Below are 16,002 nucleotides of genomic sequence, written 5' to 3'. Positions count from 1 at the left end.
CTCCTTTAATAGCGGGGCTTAAAGGCCGTATAGGCGTGCGGCATTGCGGTGAAGAAGCCGCGATTGCTCATCTTCGCTGGCGCGGGCGATGATCTGGCGGGTGGCATCGACCCAACGGGTGAGCGAACCTGTGAGCGTCACTACGGGATGGTCCGAGCCCCAGACAATGCGATCCCAGCCGAAGCACTCGATGATGTGCTCGACATAGGGGCGGATCGTCTCGGTAGTCCAATCGGGACCAGAATAGGCGACGATGCCGGAGATCTTGGCGTTGACGTTGGGCATCTGGGCCATAGCGCGGATGTTGTCCCGCCAGGGATCGAGCCCGGCGCCGAGCACGTCGGGAACGCCGCAGTGATCAAGGATGAACGTCACCTCGGGCGCCTGGGCGACGAGTTCCCGGCCGATCGGCAGTTGGTCGTGGCGCACGCAGAGATCGAAGGGCAGGTTGAAGTCGGCGAGGCGACGGATGTTTTGGCGGAAGAGATCGGATTGGCTGAGATCATCGGGCGCTTCATGCAGGATGCGGCGCACGCCTTTGACCCCGCCCATGGTCGCGAGTTCTTCAAGATGGGCGGGGAAATCAAGGTTTTCCGGTCGCGCGGCCGCTATTGCGCCGCGGATGCCGGGGAGTTCAAGCACGTAGCGGGTTTCCGCAAGCATGTCGGCTTCTGCGACGTCCACTTCCATATGGAGGGCAGCCTGGATACCGAGGGGGCGGGCTTCTTCCCAATAGCTTTCGGCCGTCCAGGGCCGGCTGATGGCCGGCGCATTGGCGAGCCAAGGGTATTGGAAACGGTCGGGATAAACGAGGTGAAGGTGGGTATCGAGGATAGGAATCATGGTGTTTCCGTCCTTTGCGAGATTTCCTGACCGGCCTGCTGAAGCAGTTTCAACACCGCGGCCATGTTGGGAGCGTCGAGCTTGTCGAGGCGCTGGGTATAGGGGCAGGTGAGAACGGCGATCACCGTCCCAAGGGGCCCGAAAACCGGCACGGACAGATTGAAAACGGCTGATACCTGAGCCGAGGGCATGTTCTCGTAGCCCTGTTCACGCACCCCCTCGAGTCGCGTTTCAAGGCCGCGCGGCATCTGCTCGGGGCCCAGATCCTGCTCCTCAAGCATAAGCCGGCGCTCCTCGGGTGTCGCAAAGGCCAGGAAAACATGCCCCGAACCGGTATTGACGAGGCCGATCCTGCTGCCGACGCGGATCGAAACGTTCCAATAGCCGGGGCCATCAACCTGGGCGACAACGACCAGGAGATTGCGATCCTGCACCACAAGGTGCACGGCCTGTTCGGCCTGAAGCGCAAAACGGCGCAGCACCGGATTTGCCTGGCTGATCATGCGCTGCATGGGCGGGCGCTGATGGGCCAGCTCGAAGAGTTTCAGTGAGATTTCGTACCGGTCGCCAGCAGTGCGGCGCACATAATTGCGGCGCACCAGCCGATCGAGCATGCGGTATATTTCGTTGGGGGTGCGATCCAGCGATTTGGCGATCTCGGCCTGGCTCAACCCGTCGGCTGTTCCGGCCAGAAGCTCAAGAATATCGAGGCCCTTGTCGAGCGCCGGGGCGCGGTATCGATCCTCATCATCTTCGGACAGCACTCTGTTTCTCCCGGGTTCGCACTTGGCGCTTCGCGTTAGCAGACTGTTAGCATTGAACGGCCCTTTCGGGCTGGCAAGTCTTGTATGGATGATCAGGCGCGAGACGTTGACGGCATCCGTTCCTTTATGCTTACCTACGAATAGACTTTTCAAATATGGATTAGCAAGCTGCGAAGCGGGGTCCGGAAGGTCAAACGGAGGAAAGCAATGACAAGCAAGATTTTCGCCAGGGCGCTCCTGGCCTCATGTGCCTTTGCAGGCGTGGCCGGCGGTGCACTGGCCCAGGAATTCGACTATGGCTCGTTTCCGGACTACACGCTGCGGGTGAAGCTGATCGGCGGCACACAGTATGAGAAGCTCTATACTCGCATCCCCGAATGGGAGGCGCTGACCGGCGCCAAGGTCGAGATCGTCTCGTCCAAGAATCACTTCGAGCTGGACCGCGAGATCAAGCAGGACATTGCTGCTGGCCAGATCAACTGGTGCGTGGGTTCGAACCACACGAGCTTCGCGCCGCAATATGGCAGCCTCTATATCGACCTTGCCGAGCACATCCCCGCCGAGGAGCTTGCCAAATACGTGCAGGGGACGCTTGAAGCCTCGCGCGTCGATGGACGCCTGGTGCAGCTGCCGCGCGTAACCGACGTTTCCAACCTTTACTACCGCCGCGACCTCTACGAAGATGCCGCCAAGCAGGAGGCCTACAAGGCCGAGTTCGGCACCGATTTGGCGCCGCCCAAGACTTATGACGAGTTCAAGCAGCAGGTCATTTTCTTTGCCGATCCGCCAAACCTTTACGGCACCGCGTTCGCCGGCAAGGACGAAGGCATGTCTGGCCGGTTCATGGAAATCCTGCGCGCCAATGGCGGCGACATGTTCGACGAGAACTGGAACCCCATCTTCAATTCGCCCGAAGGCGTTGCCGCGCTGCAGTGGTTTGTCGATATCTACGAGGCAGGCGCAGTGCCCGCCGGTACGGTGAACTATACCTGGGATGATATCGGGCAGGCTTTTGCTGCGGGGCAGCTGGCGCTTGATCTCGACTGGCCCGGCTTTGCCGGCATGTATAGCGATCCGGCAGCATCGACCGTTGCCGAGCATCTGGGCTTTGCGGTTGCGCCGGTCGGTACCTCCGGCAAGAGCGGCGCTTGGTCGGGTTCGCATTCGTTCTCGGTGACCGAAGCCTGCGACAACAAGGAAGCAGCGGTGTCCTTCGCCGTGTTCCTGACCAATGACGAGAGCGAGCTGATGGAAGCGCAAGCCGGCAATCTGCCGACGCGCACCGCGACGTTTGATCAGGCAGCACAGTGGTTTGTGGAGAACGACAAGCCGGCACTGGCCGAAATGTTCACCGTGTTCCAGCAGTCGCTGGCTGAGGCTCGTACGCCACCGCTGGTTCCAGAATGGATCGAAGTGTCGAACGTGCTTTGGCCGCAGCTGCAGGCAGCCATCGTTGGCGAGAAGACGGCTCAGGAAGCGCTGGACCAGGCTGCCGACGAAGCGCGGATCATCCTGGAAGACGCTGGTCGGCTGTAATCAAGCGGCCGGGTCATGCCCGGCGGCTCCCCAAAACTCGGCGTCATCCCGGCCTTGAGCCGCGATCCAGCCCGAGATCGCATCACAGCCGCAAGGAGGGTCAATCGGTCCACCTTGCGGCAGGTCCAACATCTCAGGATGGTACCCGGCTCAAAGCCGGGGTGACATTGTGGGTGGGGTCGGCCTGGTGCAAATGCAATTCGTCGCGACGTCATTAGAGACTAAGGCCTTGCATGGCCTGCCCAGCAAGGGACTGATGTGACCACTACCACCGAACCCTATTCCCGGCCGACAACAAGCGAGGGCATCACGGCCTTTTTCCGCTCGCAGAAGGCCATTCCCTATTTGTTGCTGCTGCCGGCAATCCTCGTCATTCTCTCGGTCGTGCTGGTGCCGCTGCTGCTCTCGTTCTGGACCAGCTTCACCAATTACAACCTCACCAAGCCCGACACGCTTTATAACTTTATCGGCTTGCGCAACTACCAGCGCCTGATGGGCAATGCTGAGTTCTGGTGGGCGTTCGGTCGGACCTTCTTGTTCATCACCATCGCGCTCAACCTTGAAATGCTGCTGGGACTGGGGCTGGCGCTGCTGGTCAACAAGATCACCTGGGGACAGCGTACGCTGCGCACCATCATGATGTTTCCTATGATGTTTTCGCCCATCCTGGTGGGTTTCCAGTTCAAGTACATCTTCAACGACTCGATCGGGCTGGTGAACAATGCCTTGTTCGACCTTGGGCTGATCAGCCAGCCCATCCCGTGGCTGGTGGATGGCACGCTGGCCAATTTCTCGATCATCTTCGCTGAGATCTGGATGTCGACCTCGATCTTTGCGATCCTGCTGCTGGCGGGGCTGATGGCCCTGCCGCGCGAGCCGATCGAGGCGGCCAAGGTCGATGGCTGCAATAGCTGGCAGGTGTTCCGCCATATCACCCTGCCGTTCCTGATGCCGTTTGTTTATATCGCGATGACCATCCGCTCGCTGGATGTGGCGCGCGCCTATGACATGGTGCGCATCATGACGAATGGCGGGCCGGCAGGGCGCACGGAACTGCTTTGGACGCTGATGACGCGGACGGGCTACCAGAACTCGCAAATGGGCATGGCCAACGCCATGGGCTATGTGTCGATCATCCTCTCGATCGTCTTCACCTTCTATTTTTATCGCAAGCTGACCGCGGCGCGCACCTTCATGGGAGGCGCACAATGAGCGCGATGACCATCGAAAAGCCCTGGCAGCGCTGGGCCATCCGCATCGGCGTGTTCCTGGCCATGCTGGTGCTGACCGTGCCGGGTCTGTGGGTGATGCTGACCGCGTTCCGGCCCAATATCGAGGTTTTGGCGCGGCCCGCGATCTGGATCCCGCAGAACTGGACGCTCGACAATTTCGCGCGGCTGTTCGGGCTTTCGGCGAGCCAGCAGGGCCTGCCGGTGGCGCAGTATTTCATCAACTCGCTGGTGATCTCGCTGACCTCCACGCTGGTTGCGATCGTGATCGGCATGGCCGGAGGTTATGCGTTCGCGCGCTTCAGCTTCCGCGGCAAGGGGCCGATGTTCCTTGCCTTCATGCTGTCGCGCACCGTGCCGGGCGTGGCGCTGAGCCTGCCCCTCTTCATGCTTTGGGCGCGACTGGGCATCATCGACACCAGCTTCGGGCTGATCCTTGTTTATATGGCGATCAACATCCCCTTCACAATCTGGCTGACGGACGGGTTTTTCCGGCAGATTCCGATTGATCTCAGCGAAGCCGCGCAGATCGATGGCTGCACCCGCTGGCAGGCCTTTTGGAAGATCGAGTTTCCGCTGGCCCGTTCCGGGCTGGCTTCGGCCGCGATCTTTGCCTTTCTCACCAGTTGGAACGAATATGCGTTGGCCAGCCAGCTCACGCGCACCACGGCCAGCAAAACCATGCCCGTTGGGCTCATGGACTTTACGGCCCAGTTTACCGTGGACTGGACCGGCATGAGCGCCATGGCCGTGCTGATCATCATTCCCGCCCTGGTTTTGACCTTCATCGTGCAAAAGCACCTGATCGCCGGTCTGACCTTTGGCGGCGTCAAGTAAGGAGCCAGATCATGGCCGAGGTCCGCCTCAACAAAGTCGTCAAGCGCTATGGCAAGCTCGAGACCGTGCATGGGATCGATCTGGAGATCGCGCACAATGAGTTCGTGGTGCTGGTCGGGCCTTCGGGCTGCGGGAAATCTACCACGCTGCGCATGATTGCAGGGCTGGAGGAAATCACCGGGGGCACGATTTCGATTGGCTCGCGCGTGGTGAATGCCTTGCCGCCGCGCGAGCGCAACATCTCCATGGTGTTCCAGAGTTACGCGCTTTATCCGCACATGAGTGTGCGCGACAATCTCGGCTTTGGGCTCAAGATCGCCAACATGGCGGCGCCCGAGATCGAAAAACGCGTCAATGAAGCGGCCGAAATCTTGGGGTTAGGCCCCTATATGGATCGCCTGCCGGCCAATCTTTCGGGCGGGCAGCGCCAGCGTGTGGCCATGGGGCGCGCCATTGTGCGCAATCCCGATGTGTTCCTGTTTGATGAGCCGCTCTCGAACCTCGATGCCAAGCTGCGCGGGCAGATGCGTGTCGAGATCAAGAAGCTGCACCAGCGGGTCAAGACCACGGTGATCTACGTGACCCACGACCAAGTCGAGGCGATGACGCTGGCCGACCGGATCGTGATCATGCGCGACGGCCATATCGAGCAGGTGGGTACGCCCACCGAAGTGTTCGAGCGGCCAGTGAATGTGTTTGTGGCAGGCTTTATCGGCTCGCCTCCGATGAACCAGCTCGATGCTGTTGTGCGCGGGCAAATGGCGGTGCTGGGCGATGGGACGGGAGTGCCGCTGCCGGCGGGGCTTGTCCTGAGCGAGGGGCAGCAAGTGGTGCTGGGTTTCCGGCCGGAAAGCTTTGCGCCGCGGGGGCACAGCCTTCACTGGGAAGGGGCGACCATTGCCGTGTCGCGGCCCGTCGTTATCGCGGAGCCGCTGGGGACCGAAACGATCCTTTTTGTGGAACTGGGCGGCAAGGACGTGCAGGGCAAGATGCTCAATCCGCGTGAGGTGCATCCGGGGGAGGAGCTGGAGTTCACGCTAGACCTTTCGCGGCTTCATGTGTTCGACAAAGCCAGCGGGCGGAGGCTCTAGTGGCCAAGATCGTACGGGTCGACCTCATAATGGTCGACCTCAAGCCCAAGGTGAAGCGGGTCGACGCCATCCAGAGCTTTGTGAGCCAGGAAACCCCGATCGTGCGGATCACCGATGCCGATGGCGCCGTGGGGACGGGCTATAGCTATACGATCGGGACTGGTGGACCATCGGTGATGGCGTTGCTGGAGCGCACGCTGGCGCCCGCGATCATCGGACGGGAAGCCGACGAGATCGAGGCGATCTGGCGCGACCTGCTGTTTTTGACCCATGCCACAAGCGTAGGGGCGATCACGGCAATTGCCATGGCGGCGATCGATACGGCGCTGTGGGATTTGAAAGCGCGGCGGCTGGGCATGCCGCTCCATAGGCTTGCTGGCGGAGCGCAGCGCGAGATTGCGCTTTATACAACCGAAGGCGGCTGGTTGCATCTTGAGGAAAGCGCGCTGGTGGAAGACGCGCTACGTGCCAAGGCCGCGGGGTTTGGTGGCGCCAAGCTCAAGGTCGGGCGGCCGCTGCATGAGGATGTCAGCCGCATCGCGGCGGTGCGCGAAGCCGTGGGGCCGGGCTTCGAGATCTTCACGGACGCCAACCAGGCGTTCAACGTGGACCAGGCGATCCGGCGGGCGCGGGCCTATGAGGGGCTCGATATTGGCTGGCTCGAGGAGCCGCTGCCGGCCGACGACATTTCGGGCCATGTGCGGCTGAGCCAGCATACAAGCGTGCCAATTGCCGTGGGCGAGAGCCTTTATTCTGTGTCTCATTTCCGCGAATATCTGCAGCACCATGCCGCCAGCATCATCCAGGTGGATGTGGGCCGCATTGGCGGGATCACGCCCTGGCTCAAGGTGGCGCATATGGCGGAGGCGTTCAATATCGCGGTGTGCCCCCATTTCCTGATGGAGCTGCATGTGAGCCTCTGCGCGGCAGTGCCCAATGCGCGCTGGGTGGAGTATATTCCCCAGCTCGACGCGATCACCAACGAGGGCATGCGTATCGTCGATGGCAAGGCGCTACCATCCGACGCGCCGGGCCTGGGGATCGCCTGGGATTTCGCCGCCATCGAGCGCCTGGCCGTTCAGGCATCCAATGTGACCATTCAATAGGATTTCACCCATGGCCGACCTTTCCGGCAAAATCGTTCTTATCACCGCCGCTGCACAAGGGATTGGGCAAGCCTCGGCGCTGGCCTTTGCCAAGGCGGGTGCCCAGGTCATTGCGACCGACGTCAATGCCGGCAAGCTTGCCGAGCTCGAGGGCACGGCTGGCATTACCACGCGGGTTCTCGATGTGCTTTCAGATGAAGCGGTGGGGCAGGCAGTAGCCGAGATCGGGCGGATCGACGTTTTGTTCAACTGCGCGGGCGTGGTGCATTCGGGCACCGTGCTGGAGATGAGCGAGCAGGACCTCGACTTTGCGTTGAACCTCAATGTGCGGGCGCAAATCCGCACCATCAAAGCCGTTCTGCCGCAAATGCTGGAGCGCAAGGACGGCGCCATCATCAACATGGCGACAGTGGCAAGTTCGGTTAAAGGCGTGCCGAACCGGGCTGCTTATTCGATCTCCAAGGCGGCGGTGGTGGGGCTCACCAAGTCGATCGCGGCCGACTATACTACGTCCAATATCCGGGTGAATGCGATCTGCCCCGGCACGGTGGAATCGCCGAGCCTGCATGAGCGCTGGCACGCGACGGGGGATTTCGAAGGGGCGCGAAAGGCCTTTATTGCCCGCCAGCCGATCGGCCGCATTGCCCGACCCGACGAGGTGGCGGACCTTGCCGTTTATCTGGCTGGCGCGACCTATACGACGGGGCAGGTCCACATCATCGATGGCGGCTGGACCGCCTAAGAGTTCAGCTTGCCCGGACCTCGTCCTTCGACGGGCTCAGGATGAGGTCCTCTGGGAATTCGAGCCAAGATGAGACCTCATGGCGAGCTTGTCGAACCACGAGGCCGGGCACCACTACATTCAGAGTAGAAATGACCAAGATCACCAGCCTTTCAACGCATGATCTGCGCTTCCCGACCTCCCAGTCGCTGGATGGCTCGGACGCGATGAACCCCGATCCCGATTACTCGGCGGCCTATTTGGTGCTGGGCACGGATGGCCCGTATGAGGGGCATGGGCTGACCTTCACCATTGGGCGCGGCAACGAAGTGGTGGTGGCGGCGATCAAGGCTCTGACCGACCGGGTCGTGGGGCTGGAACTCGACTGGATCGCCCAGGACCCCGGCCGCTTCTGGCGGCATGTGACGGGGGATAGCCAGCTGCGTTGGATCGGGCCGGACAAGGGCGCAATGCACCTGGCAACCGGGGCGGTGGTCAATGCGGTGTGGGATCTTCTAGCGAAAGAGGCGGGCAAGCCCGTCTGGCTCTATGTGGCCGAGATGAGCCCGGAGCAGCTCGTTTCGATTATAGACTTCCGCTATCTCACCGACGCAATCACGCCCGAGGAGGCGCTAGCGATCTTCCGCAAGGCGGAGGCAGGCAAGGCGGACCGTATCGCAAAGCTGCGGACGGAGGGCTATAGCTGCTACACGACGTCGGCTGGATGGCTGGGCTACAGCAATGAGAAGCTGAAGCGGCTGGCGAGTGAAGCGGTGGAGGCCGGGTTCAACCACATCAAGATGAAGGTGGGGCGCGACCTTGAGGACGATATCCGCCGCCTCCAGATCGTGCGCGAGATCATGGGGCCGGACCGGTTCCTGATGATCGACGCCAACCAGGTCTGGGAAGTGGGCCAGGCGGTGGAATGGGTCAATGCCCTCAAGCCCTTCAGGCCCTACTTCATCGAGGAGCCCACAAGCCCCGACGATGTGGAAGGGCACCGGGTGATCCGCGAAGCCGTGGCGCCCGTGAAAGTCGCGACCGGCGAAATGTGCCAGAACCGGATCCTCTTCAAGCAGTTCATTACCCGCGACGCGATCGACATCGTTCAGATCGACGCCTGCCGCATCGGCGGGCTCAATGAGGTGCTTTCGGTGCTGCTGATGGCGGCCAAATACGGCAAGCCGGTGTGGCCGCATGCCGGTGGCGTCGGCCTGTGCGAATATGTGCAGCACCTTTCCATGATCGACTATCTGGTGGTGTCGGGCACCAAGGACGGGCGCGTGATCGAATATGTCGATCACCTCCATGAGCACTTCATTGATCCCTGCGTGATCCGCGATGCGGCCTATATGCCGCCCGACCGGCCGGGGTTTTCGATTGAAATGAAGCCGGAGTCGATTGCCGCTAACACCTTCGCCTGAGGATTATGCGAGCCGGCTACAATCACAAATTTCAACGTCCCTGGCGGGTATGATGCCGAACTCCGCCAGGGCAGCTTGCGATCCCCCCCGCGCAAATGTGCGTCGCAGGTTGATCCTGAGCTAGCCGGCGGCCGGCGCAGCTTCTGTTTTTTCCCAATACCAGGCCACATACATGGCTTTCCTGTTGTGGCCGCGATCCCTGAGGAATGAGCGGACGGCGCGGACGTCCTGCTTTATGCAGGCGACCCAGACAAAGGTCTGCGCGTCCACGCCTTCGAGCGGTGATGGCGTCTCGCGCAAATTGTCCCTCGCTGATGTCGGAATAGTTCTTGCGGTGAACCCAGGGGATGTCGAGGGCAGCAGGGGAGCGGATGTCTTGCTCTTCCCGATCGTCCCAAACCTCGATGATTGCCTCTACGCGAGTGTTCGCCGGCACTTCCTCGATGATCCGGGCGATAGCGGGCAGGATGCTGCCCTGAACTACGAGACCCGGGAAACACGACGCTGCAGCCCAACGTCAGCAACATCCTCGACGAGAAGAGCGCCGCGCAAAAATATGTCAATGGGCTCGGAGCAACCTTCTACAATCCAGGCCGCACTATCAGCGCAACGCTCAATCAAAGCTGGTAAATCAAACCGGCCAATCCACCATATGGTGGGTGGGCTAACGTGTTGTTGGTCTGAGCGTGTCCGCAAGACCCCTCGGACGAACAGCACGATCTCGGCGTCAGTTTCCTGCCACGAACCCGATACTGGCTATTTCCAGCTTAATCCCCGGTCGCAAGCTTGAGTTGAAGCTTCTTGTCCAAACGCGCACGTCGCGAGTCCTGGCTCCCAACTCAGTCTAGCGTCCCAGAACAAACTCGATCGGGATGCTAATGGGCTTGCCTGCAATTTCCGCCGGCGGTGCGGGCACGGGCGAGGCGCGGCTGATCATTGTCAGCACGGCTTGGTCGAGCTCGGCATAGCCCGACGAGCGGGCGATCTTCGATGACCGGACATTGCCCGCGCCATCAAGCAAGAATTGCAGCAGAACGACGCCTTCTTCGCGCCGGCTTTGGGACGAGCGCGGATATTGCTTGCGCCGGTTGAGGTGGCTCATCAGCTGAGATTGCCAGCGTGCAGGCGACACGGATGGAGCGGCCTGACGCGCTGCGGGTTGAGTGCTGGCGGCCTTTTCCGCGCGCGGTGCCTCCGAAGGCGGAGGCGCGCTTGTGCGCGATGAAGCCTTTTGCGGCGGTGGGCTGGCGACGGGCCTAGGGCGCTTGCGACGCTCCTGCAAACTGGCCGAGGCCTGCACCGGCATGGGCGCAACCACGGCCGGTTCGGGCGCTTCGACCAAATCGGGAATGATCTCTTCGGGCGGCTCCACTGCCGGCTCTTCCGGCTCGGGTAATTGTTCAGGTGGTGGTTCCACCGGCTCTGGTTCCGGTTCCGGCAAGGGCTCCGGTTCGGGCTCAGGCTGAGGCTCTATTTCGTCGGGCAACTCCGCTGGCTGCACCTGAGGCTCGGGAGGAGGATCCACCACTTCTTCCTCCGGCATTTCGGTCGGCGCGATCTCGGCCTGTTCCACCATGGTCTGCTGGTCTGGCGGTAAATCGCTCATCGCATTGTCTACCGATGTATTCATCGGTGCCAATTCCAGCATGATGGCCTCTGGCATGCCCCCCTCGAGCATGGGTTCTGGAGACCTGTTGGCATACCAATAGGCAGCGCCTGCCTGTGTGCCGAGCACGACAACAAAGGCGCTTGTCCACAGCATCAAATCGCGCCAGGAGCCGCGTCCGAATTCATCGTTTGGGCGTGTGCCAAGCGGATCGTTCATTGCGCGGGGGCCGCGTCAGCCGCAGACGCTACGGGTGCAGTTTCCAACCCCACCAGCCCGATCTTGAGATAGCCGGACGCGCGAAGCAGGTTCATAACCTCCATCAACTGCCCATAGTCAACGCTTTGATCGGCCCGCAAAAAGATGCGGGTTTCTCGATCGGCTTCGGTTTGCCTGTCGAGTTCAGCGCCAAGCTGTTCGCGTGCCACGAGATCATTGCCCAGCGAGAGGCTCAGATCTTCCTTGAGGGTGACATAGAGCGGCTCTTCCGGCCTTGGCGATGGCCTAGCCGTCGATGCTGGCAGATCGACATTGACGTCCACTGTGGCAAGGGGCGCTGCCACCATGAAGATGATCAGCAGGACGAGGATAACGTCGATAAACGGGGTGACGTTGATCTCATGGCTTTCGGCCATGTCATCGCCGGAGTTTTCGTGAATGCCGCCCGCCATGATCTACTCCGCTGCTAGGGTCTGCAGCGCGCCCGGGTGGTTGCGCGCGACATAGCGATGGTCCAGATCGCTGCTGATCAGCCGTTCGATGGCCGCCGAGGCGTCGGTCAGCAATTGCCGATAGCCCGTGATGGAGCGAGCAAAGGCATTGTAGAACACAACAGCGGGAATGGCCGCGACCAGACCCATGGCGGTCGCCAGCAGCGCCTCGGCAATGCCGGGCGCCACGACTGCAAGGCTGCTCGATTGCGCCTGCGAAATGCCGATGAACGCGTTCATGATGCCCCACACCGTGCCGAACAGACCGACAAACGGCGAAACCGATCCAATCGTGGCGAGCACGCCCGTGCCCTTGGTCAGGCGGCGTCCGGCAGCAGCTTCAATACGATGGAGGCGAGAGCTGACTCGCTCCTTGAGGCCTGCACTGGGCGCAAAATCGATAACCTTTTCGGCGCGCGCCACTTCCTGCTGCGCAGCCAGAACCAGTGTCGCGCCAGCGCCGCGCTTGCCGTCCAGCGCCCGGCCGGCTTCTGCAAGGCTGGTGGCCGATTGCAGGGCCTTGAGCGCGCGCCTGATCCGCGCCTTGGCGCCGATCAGTTCAAGCGTTTTGGCAAGCCAGACCGTCCAGGTGGCTATGGACGCAAGCAGGAGGCCTATCATCACGCCTTTGACCACATAGTCGGCCCCCATGAACATGCCCCAGGGGGACAGGTCATGCGGCAGGGTGTCGTCGGTGTGTTCGGGCGATGCCTGCTGGGTCGTGAGGGGCACGGGCGCGGTATTGGCAGCACCGTCATTGGCTTCGATGTCGATGCTCTGCTGCGCGGGTGTTGCCGGAGGGAACTGGGCAGGAGCTGGTTCAGGAACAGGAACAGGAACAGGGGCGACCTCAACAGCGACCGGCGCCGGGGCAGGGGCCGCCTGCTCGATTGGCGCAGGGGCTGGCTGTTGCTGGGCCAAAGACGCGCCCGCGCTCAAGGCGATCACCAAGGAAAGAGCAAGCCCCAGCTTAACTCCTGCAACGCCGCCGACCATGTCCATGCCTCGAGCTCCGAAACCTTGTGAGCAGGTCATTATGAAACATGAGTACAGGTGTCAACAATATTGCGGTGATCTGCACAAGGGGGAATCGTCGTGCTGCGCCCGCGCGTTAGCGGGGCGCTTTAGCCACTCAAACAAATCATTGCCGCTCTCGGCTGCCGGCTTGCTGATAGAAACAGCGGTTCATGCGAGTGTGTGGACGGTCCCACGGTCGACGGCAGGCTTTGCGTTTATCAGCCGCTGCAGCAGGAATTACAGTGGCGACAGGAAGCTGACCGAAACGCTCGCCTGTCTTCGCCGTGAGCTGCATATCTTTTGCTGAGTAGGACACTGCGCTGGGGAATGATCGAGCGGGCCCACGACCACGCGCTGGCCGAACCGAAGGAGCTCAACGCCGGTTCCGACGCCGGGACCACCTCTTCGAGGCAGATTGATTTGCGGCCAGCATGGAATGCGGCAATCGCTGTCTGAGTGCTCGGGTTGCTTGTTCTCTAGGAGCTATTCGCCAGGCGCGCTTTGCGTGGCGGCGTGCTTGAGCTTGGCCCAGTCGAACTCGACGCCGGTGCCCGGTATGTCGGGCGCCACTGCCCACCCATCGCGCAGCTGCAGCGGCCGGGTCGTATAGGTGTCGATGTCAAAGCTATGCGCCTCCACCCATCCCGCATTGGGTTGCGCTGCAACCAAACTGACATGGAGTTCCTGCATCCCGTGGCTGCAGATGGGAATGCTGGCGGCGCGGCTCATCTCGGCAACACGCAGGAAGCCGCTGATGCCGCCACAATTGGATGCGTCAGGCTGTAGATAGGAAAGCTTGGACTGCGCAATGGCATATTCGAATTCGTGGATGGTATGTAGGTTTTCGCCCATGGCAAGTGGCATGCCGGTGGCTTCGGCGATCTCGCCATAGCCGCGGTAATCATCGGGAATGATCGGCTCTTCGAACCAAAGAATGTCATGGGGTCCAAATGCCTTGGCTGCCGCAATGGCGCGTGGCACGTCCAGGGCATAATTGGCGTCAACCATGAAGGGCATGCCCGGACCGATCAGGCGGCGTACCGCTGCGACCCGCTCCAGATCTTCGGCAAGATCATCCTTTCCAACCTTGATCTTGATCGCCGTGAAGCCGGCGGCGAGATAGCCCTCGATACTCGCAAGTAGTTCGTCGAGCGTATAGTTGAGGTCAATGCCGCCACGATAAACTTTTGCCCGGGCGCTCGTGCCCCCCGCCATCTGCCAGAGCGGCAGGGCCTCGCGCTTGCCGCGAAGATCCCAGAGCGCGATATCGACCGCGGAAATGGCAAAGCTGGTGATGCCGCCGCGGCCAACATAATGAATGTGCCACCACATGGCGTCGTGGAGCGCTTCGATCTGGGCTGCGTCCTTGCCGACCAGCGCGGGACCAAGGTCATGTTCAAGCACGGCGCGGATGGCGTGACCGCCCTTGCCGCCGGTATAGGTGTAGCCGACGCCTTCGAGGCCATCGGCCGTCCGCACCGTCGCCGTAACCAGCTCGAAATGGGTGTGAGCGCCATGCTTGGCGTCGGTCATCACCTTGGGCAGCGGCACGCGGAAAAGCTGCGCCTCGATGCTCTCGATCCTGCTGTTCATTGCCCGCTCACGACCAGTTCACATACATGGTTTTCTTGCGGAAATAGCCGTCGAGGCCATACTTCCCGTCTTCTCCGCCAAGCCCGGATTGACCCCAGCCGGTGTGGAAGCCCTGGACCAATTCGCCGCTGGATCGATTGACGTAAATTTCGCCGAACTGCAGATCCCGGGCCGCCTGCATCAGCCGCCGGAAGTTCTGCGAATAAATATAGGCTGAAAGGCCGTACTCGCTGTCATTGGCCAGTGCCAATGCTTCCTCGAAGCTCGAGACCGTCATGGCGGGCACGACGGGTCCAAAGATTTCCTGCTGCATGGCCGGAGCCGTATTGTCACGAACCTTCAGCACGGTGGGTGAATACCAGTGCCCTTGCGCATAGGCGCCATCGCTCAGGCGCCCGCCACGCAGCAGCACCTCGGCACCCGCTGCAATGGTCTCTTCGACGATCGCCTCGACCTTGTCGACCTCAAGCCCGCTGATCTTTGGGCCGATATCGGGGTTGCTTAGCGGATCGCCAACCCTGAGGCTGCTGGTGCGGGCCAGAAACTTGTCGAGGAACTCTCCGGCGATTGTGTCGTGGAGATACATGCGCTCGTTGCAGGTGCAGATTTGCCCACAATTGCTGAAGCGGGCAGCAACGGCACTTTCCACGGCGGCATTGATATCGGCATCGTCCATAACGATGAACGGTGCCTTGCCACCCAGTTCAAGCCGCAGCACTTTGATCTGGTCGGCGCCCGACCGGTATATTTCCCGGCCGGCCCGGGTGCTGCCGGTCATGGTGATGAGGTCTGAGTCAGGGCTCGTTACAAGGGCTTCGCCGATGGTGCGCCCGGCACCTGTGACCACGTTGAACACGCCGGGTGGGAAGCCGACTTGGTTGGCCAGCTGCGCCAGAGCAATGCCGGAAAACGGCGTAAATTCGTGAGCCTTGAGCACAAAGGTGTTGCCGGCCACAAGTGCCGGGCCCAACTTGCGGGCAGCCAGAGCAGCCGGGAAATTCCAGGCCGTAAGGCCAACTACGACACCATGCGGGACGCGGCGAATCCAGACCTCTTCATCCATGCTGTCGGAGGGGATGATATCTCCTTCAATGCGGCGTGCGCTTTCGGCCGCAAAGCGCAAAAAGGTCTCGGTAGCTCCCACTTCGCCCATTGCCTGGTTGAGCGGCTTGCCCTGCTCGGCAACAACGATGCGCGCAAGCACGCCATCATATTGCTTAACCGCATCGGCAAGGGCGAACAGCAGCTTGGCGCGCTCGAACGGCGGCAGCGCCGCCCAGGCCGGTTGCGCCCTGCGCGCCGCATCCAATGCGGCCGCAGCATCGTCGGCGCCTCCCTGGGGAATGGTGCCGATAATGCGTCCAGTGGCCGGGTTTTCCACCTCGAATACGTCACCGGAGCTGCCGTCGGTCCAGTGCCCATCAATGAACATCTGGCCCCGATAGACGCCTGAGCCAGTCAGCGCCGACAACATTTCTTGCAACATAACTGCTTCTCCGCAGGCAGTTTGATCCGACCAAACCCT

At 61.4% G+C, this 16,002-nt stretch carries 15 protein-coding genes and 1 pseudogene; 7 read left to right on the top strand and 9 right to left on the bottom strand.

Features of this window, described 5'->3' with window-relative positions; all coding sequences use genetic code 11:
* Window positions 1-18: 18 nt before the first annotated feature.
* Window positions 19-843: an amidohydrolase family protein gene (locus DDE77_RS11520; protein ID WP_108397621.1), complete on the bottom strand. Its 825-nt coding sequence runs from the start codon at window positions 841-843 to the stop codon at window positions 19-21.
* Window positions 840-1,607 (bottom strand): IclR family transcriptional regulator, encoded by a 768-nt coding sequence (locus DDE77_RS11515; RefSeq protein WP_342748569.1) that lies wholly within the window; start codon window positions 1,605-1,607, stop codon window positions 840-842. Before DDE77_RS11515 ends, DDE77_RS11520 begins: the two co-directional genes overlap by 4 nt.
* Window positions 1,608-1,814: 207 nt before the next feature.
* On the opposite strand from DDE77_RS11515, the gene DDE77_RS11510 reads away from it, so the two are divergent.
* The 7 genes from DDE77_RS11510 (at window position 1,815) to DDE77_RS11480 (ending at window position 9,551) form a co-directional block, all read left to right on the top strand.
* Window positions 1,815-3,143: an ABC transporter substrate-binding protein gene (locus tag DDE77_RS11510; protein WP_108397620.1), complete on the top strand. Its 1,329-nt coding sequence runs from the start codon at window positions 1,815-1,817 to the stop codon at window positions 3,141-3,143.
* 336 nt (window positions 3,144-3,479) lie between these two features.
* Entirely contained in the window at window positions 3,480-4,355 is an 876-nt protein-coding gene (locus DDE77_RS11505; RefSeq protein ID WP_425430751.1) for a carbohydrate ABC transporter permease, read from the top strand.
* Window positions 4,352-5,209 (top strand): carbohydrate ABC transporter permease, encoded by an 858-nt coding sequence (locus DDE77_RS11500; RefSeq protein ID WP_170116512.1) that lies wholly within the window; start codon window positions 4,352-4,354, stop codon window positions 5,207-5,209. The genes DDE77_RS11505 and DDE77_RS11500 overlap by 4 nt, the downstream gene beginning before the upstream one ends.
* Before the next feature lie 11 nt (window positions 5,210-5,220).
* The gene (locus DDE77_RS11495; protein WP_108397619.1) at window positions 5,221-6,300 is read left to right on the top strand and encodes an ABC transporter ATP-binding protein; all 1,080 of its coding nucleotides are present in this window, start codon (window positions 5,221-5,223) and stop codon (window positions 6,298-6,300) included.
* Window positions 6,300-7,406 carry a mandelate racemase/muconate lactonizing enzyme family protein gene (locus DDE77_RS11490; protein ID WP_108397618.1) on the top strand — a complete coding sequence of 369 codons (1,107 nt, stop codon included), beginning with the start codon at window positions 6,300-6,302 and terminating at the stop codon, window positions 7,404-7,406. Before DDE77_RS11495 ends, DDE77_RS11490 begins: the two co-directional genes overlap by 1 nt.
* Before the next feature lie 10 nt (window positions 7,407-7,416).
* Window positions 7,417-8,148: an SDR family oxidoreductase gene (locus DDE77_RS11485; RefSeq protein ID WP_108397617.1), complete on the top strand. Its 732-nt coding sequence runs from the start codon at window positions 7,417-7,419 to the stop codon at window positions 8,146-8,148.
* A 131-nt stretch (window positions 8,149-8,279) separates the two neighbouring features.
* Entirely contained in the window at window positions 8,280-9,551 is a 1,272-nt protein-coding gene (locus DDE77_RS11480; RefSeq protein WP_108397616.1) for an L-fuconate dehydratase, read from the top strand.
* Between the two features lie 120 nt (window positions 9,552-9,671).
* On the opposite strand, the gene DDE77_RS20080 is transcribed toward DDE77_RS11480, so the two are convergent.
* The 7 genes and pseudogenes from DDE77_RS20080 to DDE77_RS11445 all read right to left on the bottom strand — a co-directional run bounded on the left by DDE77_RS20080 (window position 9,672) and on the right by DDE77_RS11445 (window position 15,963).
* Entirely contained in the window at window positions 9,672-9,875 is a 204-nt protein-coding gene (locus DDE77_RS20080; RefSeq protein WP_483863848.1) for an SIP domain-containing protein, read from the bottom strand.
* Between the two features lie 31 nt (window positions 9,876-9,906).
* Window positions 9,907-10,008, bottom strand: a pseudogene (locus DDE77_RS20220) (hypothetical protein); the annotation flags it as partial.
* 387 nt (window positions 10,009-10,395) lie between these two features.
* Window positions 10,396-11,376, bottom strand: coding sequence for an energy transducer TonB family protein (locus DDE77_RS19480; RefSeq protein WP_108397614.1), 981 nt, complete (start codon window positions 11,374-11,376; stop codon window positions 10,396-10,398).
* Window positions 11,373-11,828 (bottom strand): TonB system transport protein ExbD, encoded by a 456-nt coding sequence (gene exbD / locus DDE77_RS11460; protein ID WP_108397613.1) that lies wholly within the window; start codon window positions 11,826-11,828, stop codon window positions 11,373-11,375. Before exbD ends, DDE77_RS19480 begins: the two co-directional genes overlap by 4 nt.
* Before the next feature lie 3 nt (window positions 11,829-11,831).
* Window positions 11,832-12,869, bottom strand: a complete 1,038-nt coding sequence (gene exbB / locus DDE77_RS11455) for a tonB-system energizer ExbB (RefSeq protein ID WP_245895193.1) — start codon at window positions 12,867-12,869, stop codon at window positions 11,832-11,834.
* A gap of 498 nt (window positions 12,870-13,367) precedes the next feature.
* Entirely contained in the window at window positions 13,368-14,477 is a 1,110-nt protein-coding gene (locus DDE77_RS11450) for a mandelate racemase/muconate lactonizing enzyme family protein (protein ID WP_108397612.1), read from the bottom strand.
* A 7-nt stretch (window positions 14,478-14,484) separates the two neighbouring features.
* On the bottom strand, window positions 14,485-15,963 hold the full coding sequence (locus DDE77_RS11445; protein ID WP_108397611.1) for an aldehyde dehydrogenase family protein: 1,479 nt from the start codon (window positions 15,961-15,963) through the stop codon (window positions 14,485-14,487).
* Between the last annotated feature and the right edge of the window lie 39 nt (window positions 15,964-16,002).

The sequence above is a fragment of the Devosia submarina genome (assembly GCF_003056345.1).
Lineage (GTDB): Bacteria > Pseudomonadota > Alphaproteobacteria > Rhizobiales > Devosiaceae > Devosia > Devosia submarina.
The sequence above is the reverse complement of the archived record's forward strand: the minus strand, read 5'-3'. Positions and strand labels throughout refer to the sequence as shown.

Coding starts and splice junctions, on each gene's coding strand:
- DDE77_RS11485 (WP_108397617.1), top strand. CDS start 7,417: ATGGCCGACCTTTCCGGCAAAATCGTTCTTATCACCGCCGCTGCACAA.
- exbD (WP_108397613.1), bottom strand. CDS start 11,828: ATGGCGGGCGGCATTCACGAAAACTCCGGCGATGACATGGCCGAAAGC.
- exbB (WP_245895193.1), bottom strand. CDS start 12,869: ATGGACATGGTCGGCGGCGTTGCAGGAGTTAAGCTGGGGCTTGCTCTT.
- DDE77_RS11520 (WP_108397621.1), bottom strand. CDS start 843: ATGATTCCTATCCTCGATACCCACCTTCACCTCGTTTATCCCGACCGT.
- DDE77_RS11495 (WP_108397619.1), top strand. CDS start 5,221: ATGGCCGAGGTCCGCCTCAACAAAGTCGTCAAGCGCTATGGCAAGCTC.
- DDE77_RS11450 (WP_108397612.1), bottom strand. CDS start 14,477: ATGAACAGCAGGATCGAGAGCATCGAGGCGCAGCTTTTCCGCGTGCCG.
- DDE77_RS19480 (WP_108397614.1), bottom strand. CDS start 11,376: ATGAACGATCCGCTTGGCACACGCCCAAACGATGAATTCGGACGCGGC.
- DDE77_RS11480 (WP_108397616.1), top strand. CDS start 8,280: ATGACCAAGATCACCAGCCTTTCAACGCATGATCTGCGCTTCCCGACC.
- DDE77_RS11445 (WP_108397611.1), bottom strand. CDS start 15,963: ATGTTGCAAGAAATGTTGTCGGCGCTGACTGGCTCAGGCGTCTATCGG.
- DDE77_RS11500 (WP_170116512.1), top strand. CDS start 4,352: ATGAGCGCGATGACCATCGAAAAGCCCTGGCAGCGCTGGGCCATCCGC.
- DDE77_RS11510 (WP_108397620.1), top strand. CDS start 1,815: ATGACAAGCAAGATTTTCGCCAGGGCGCTCCTGGCCTCATGTGCCTTT.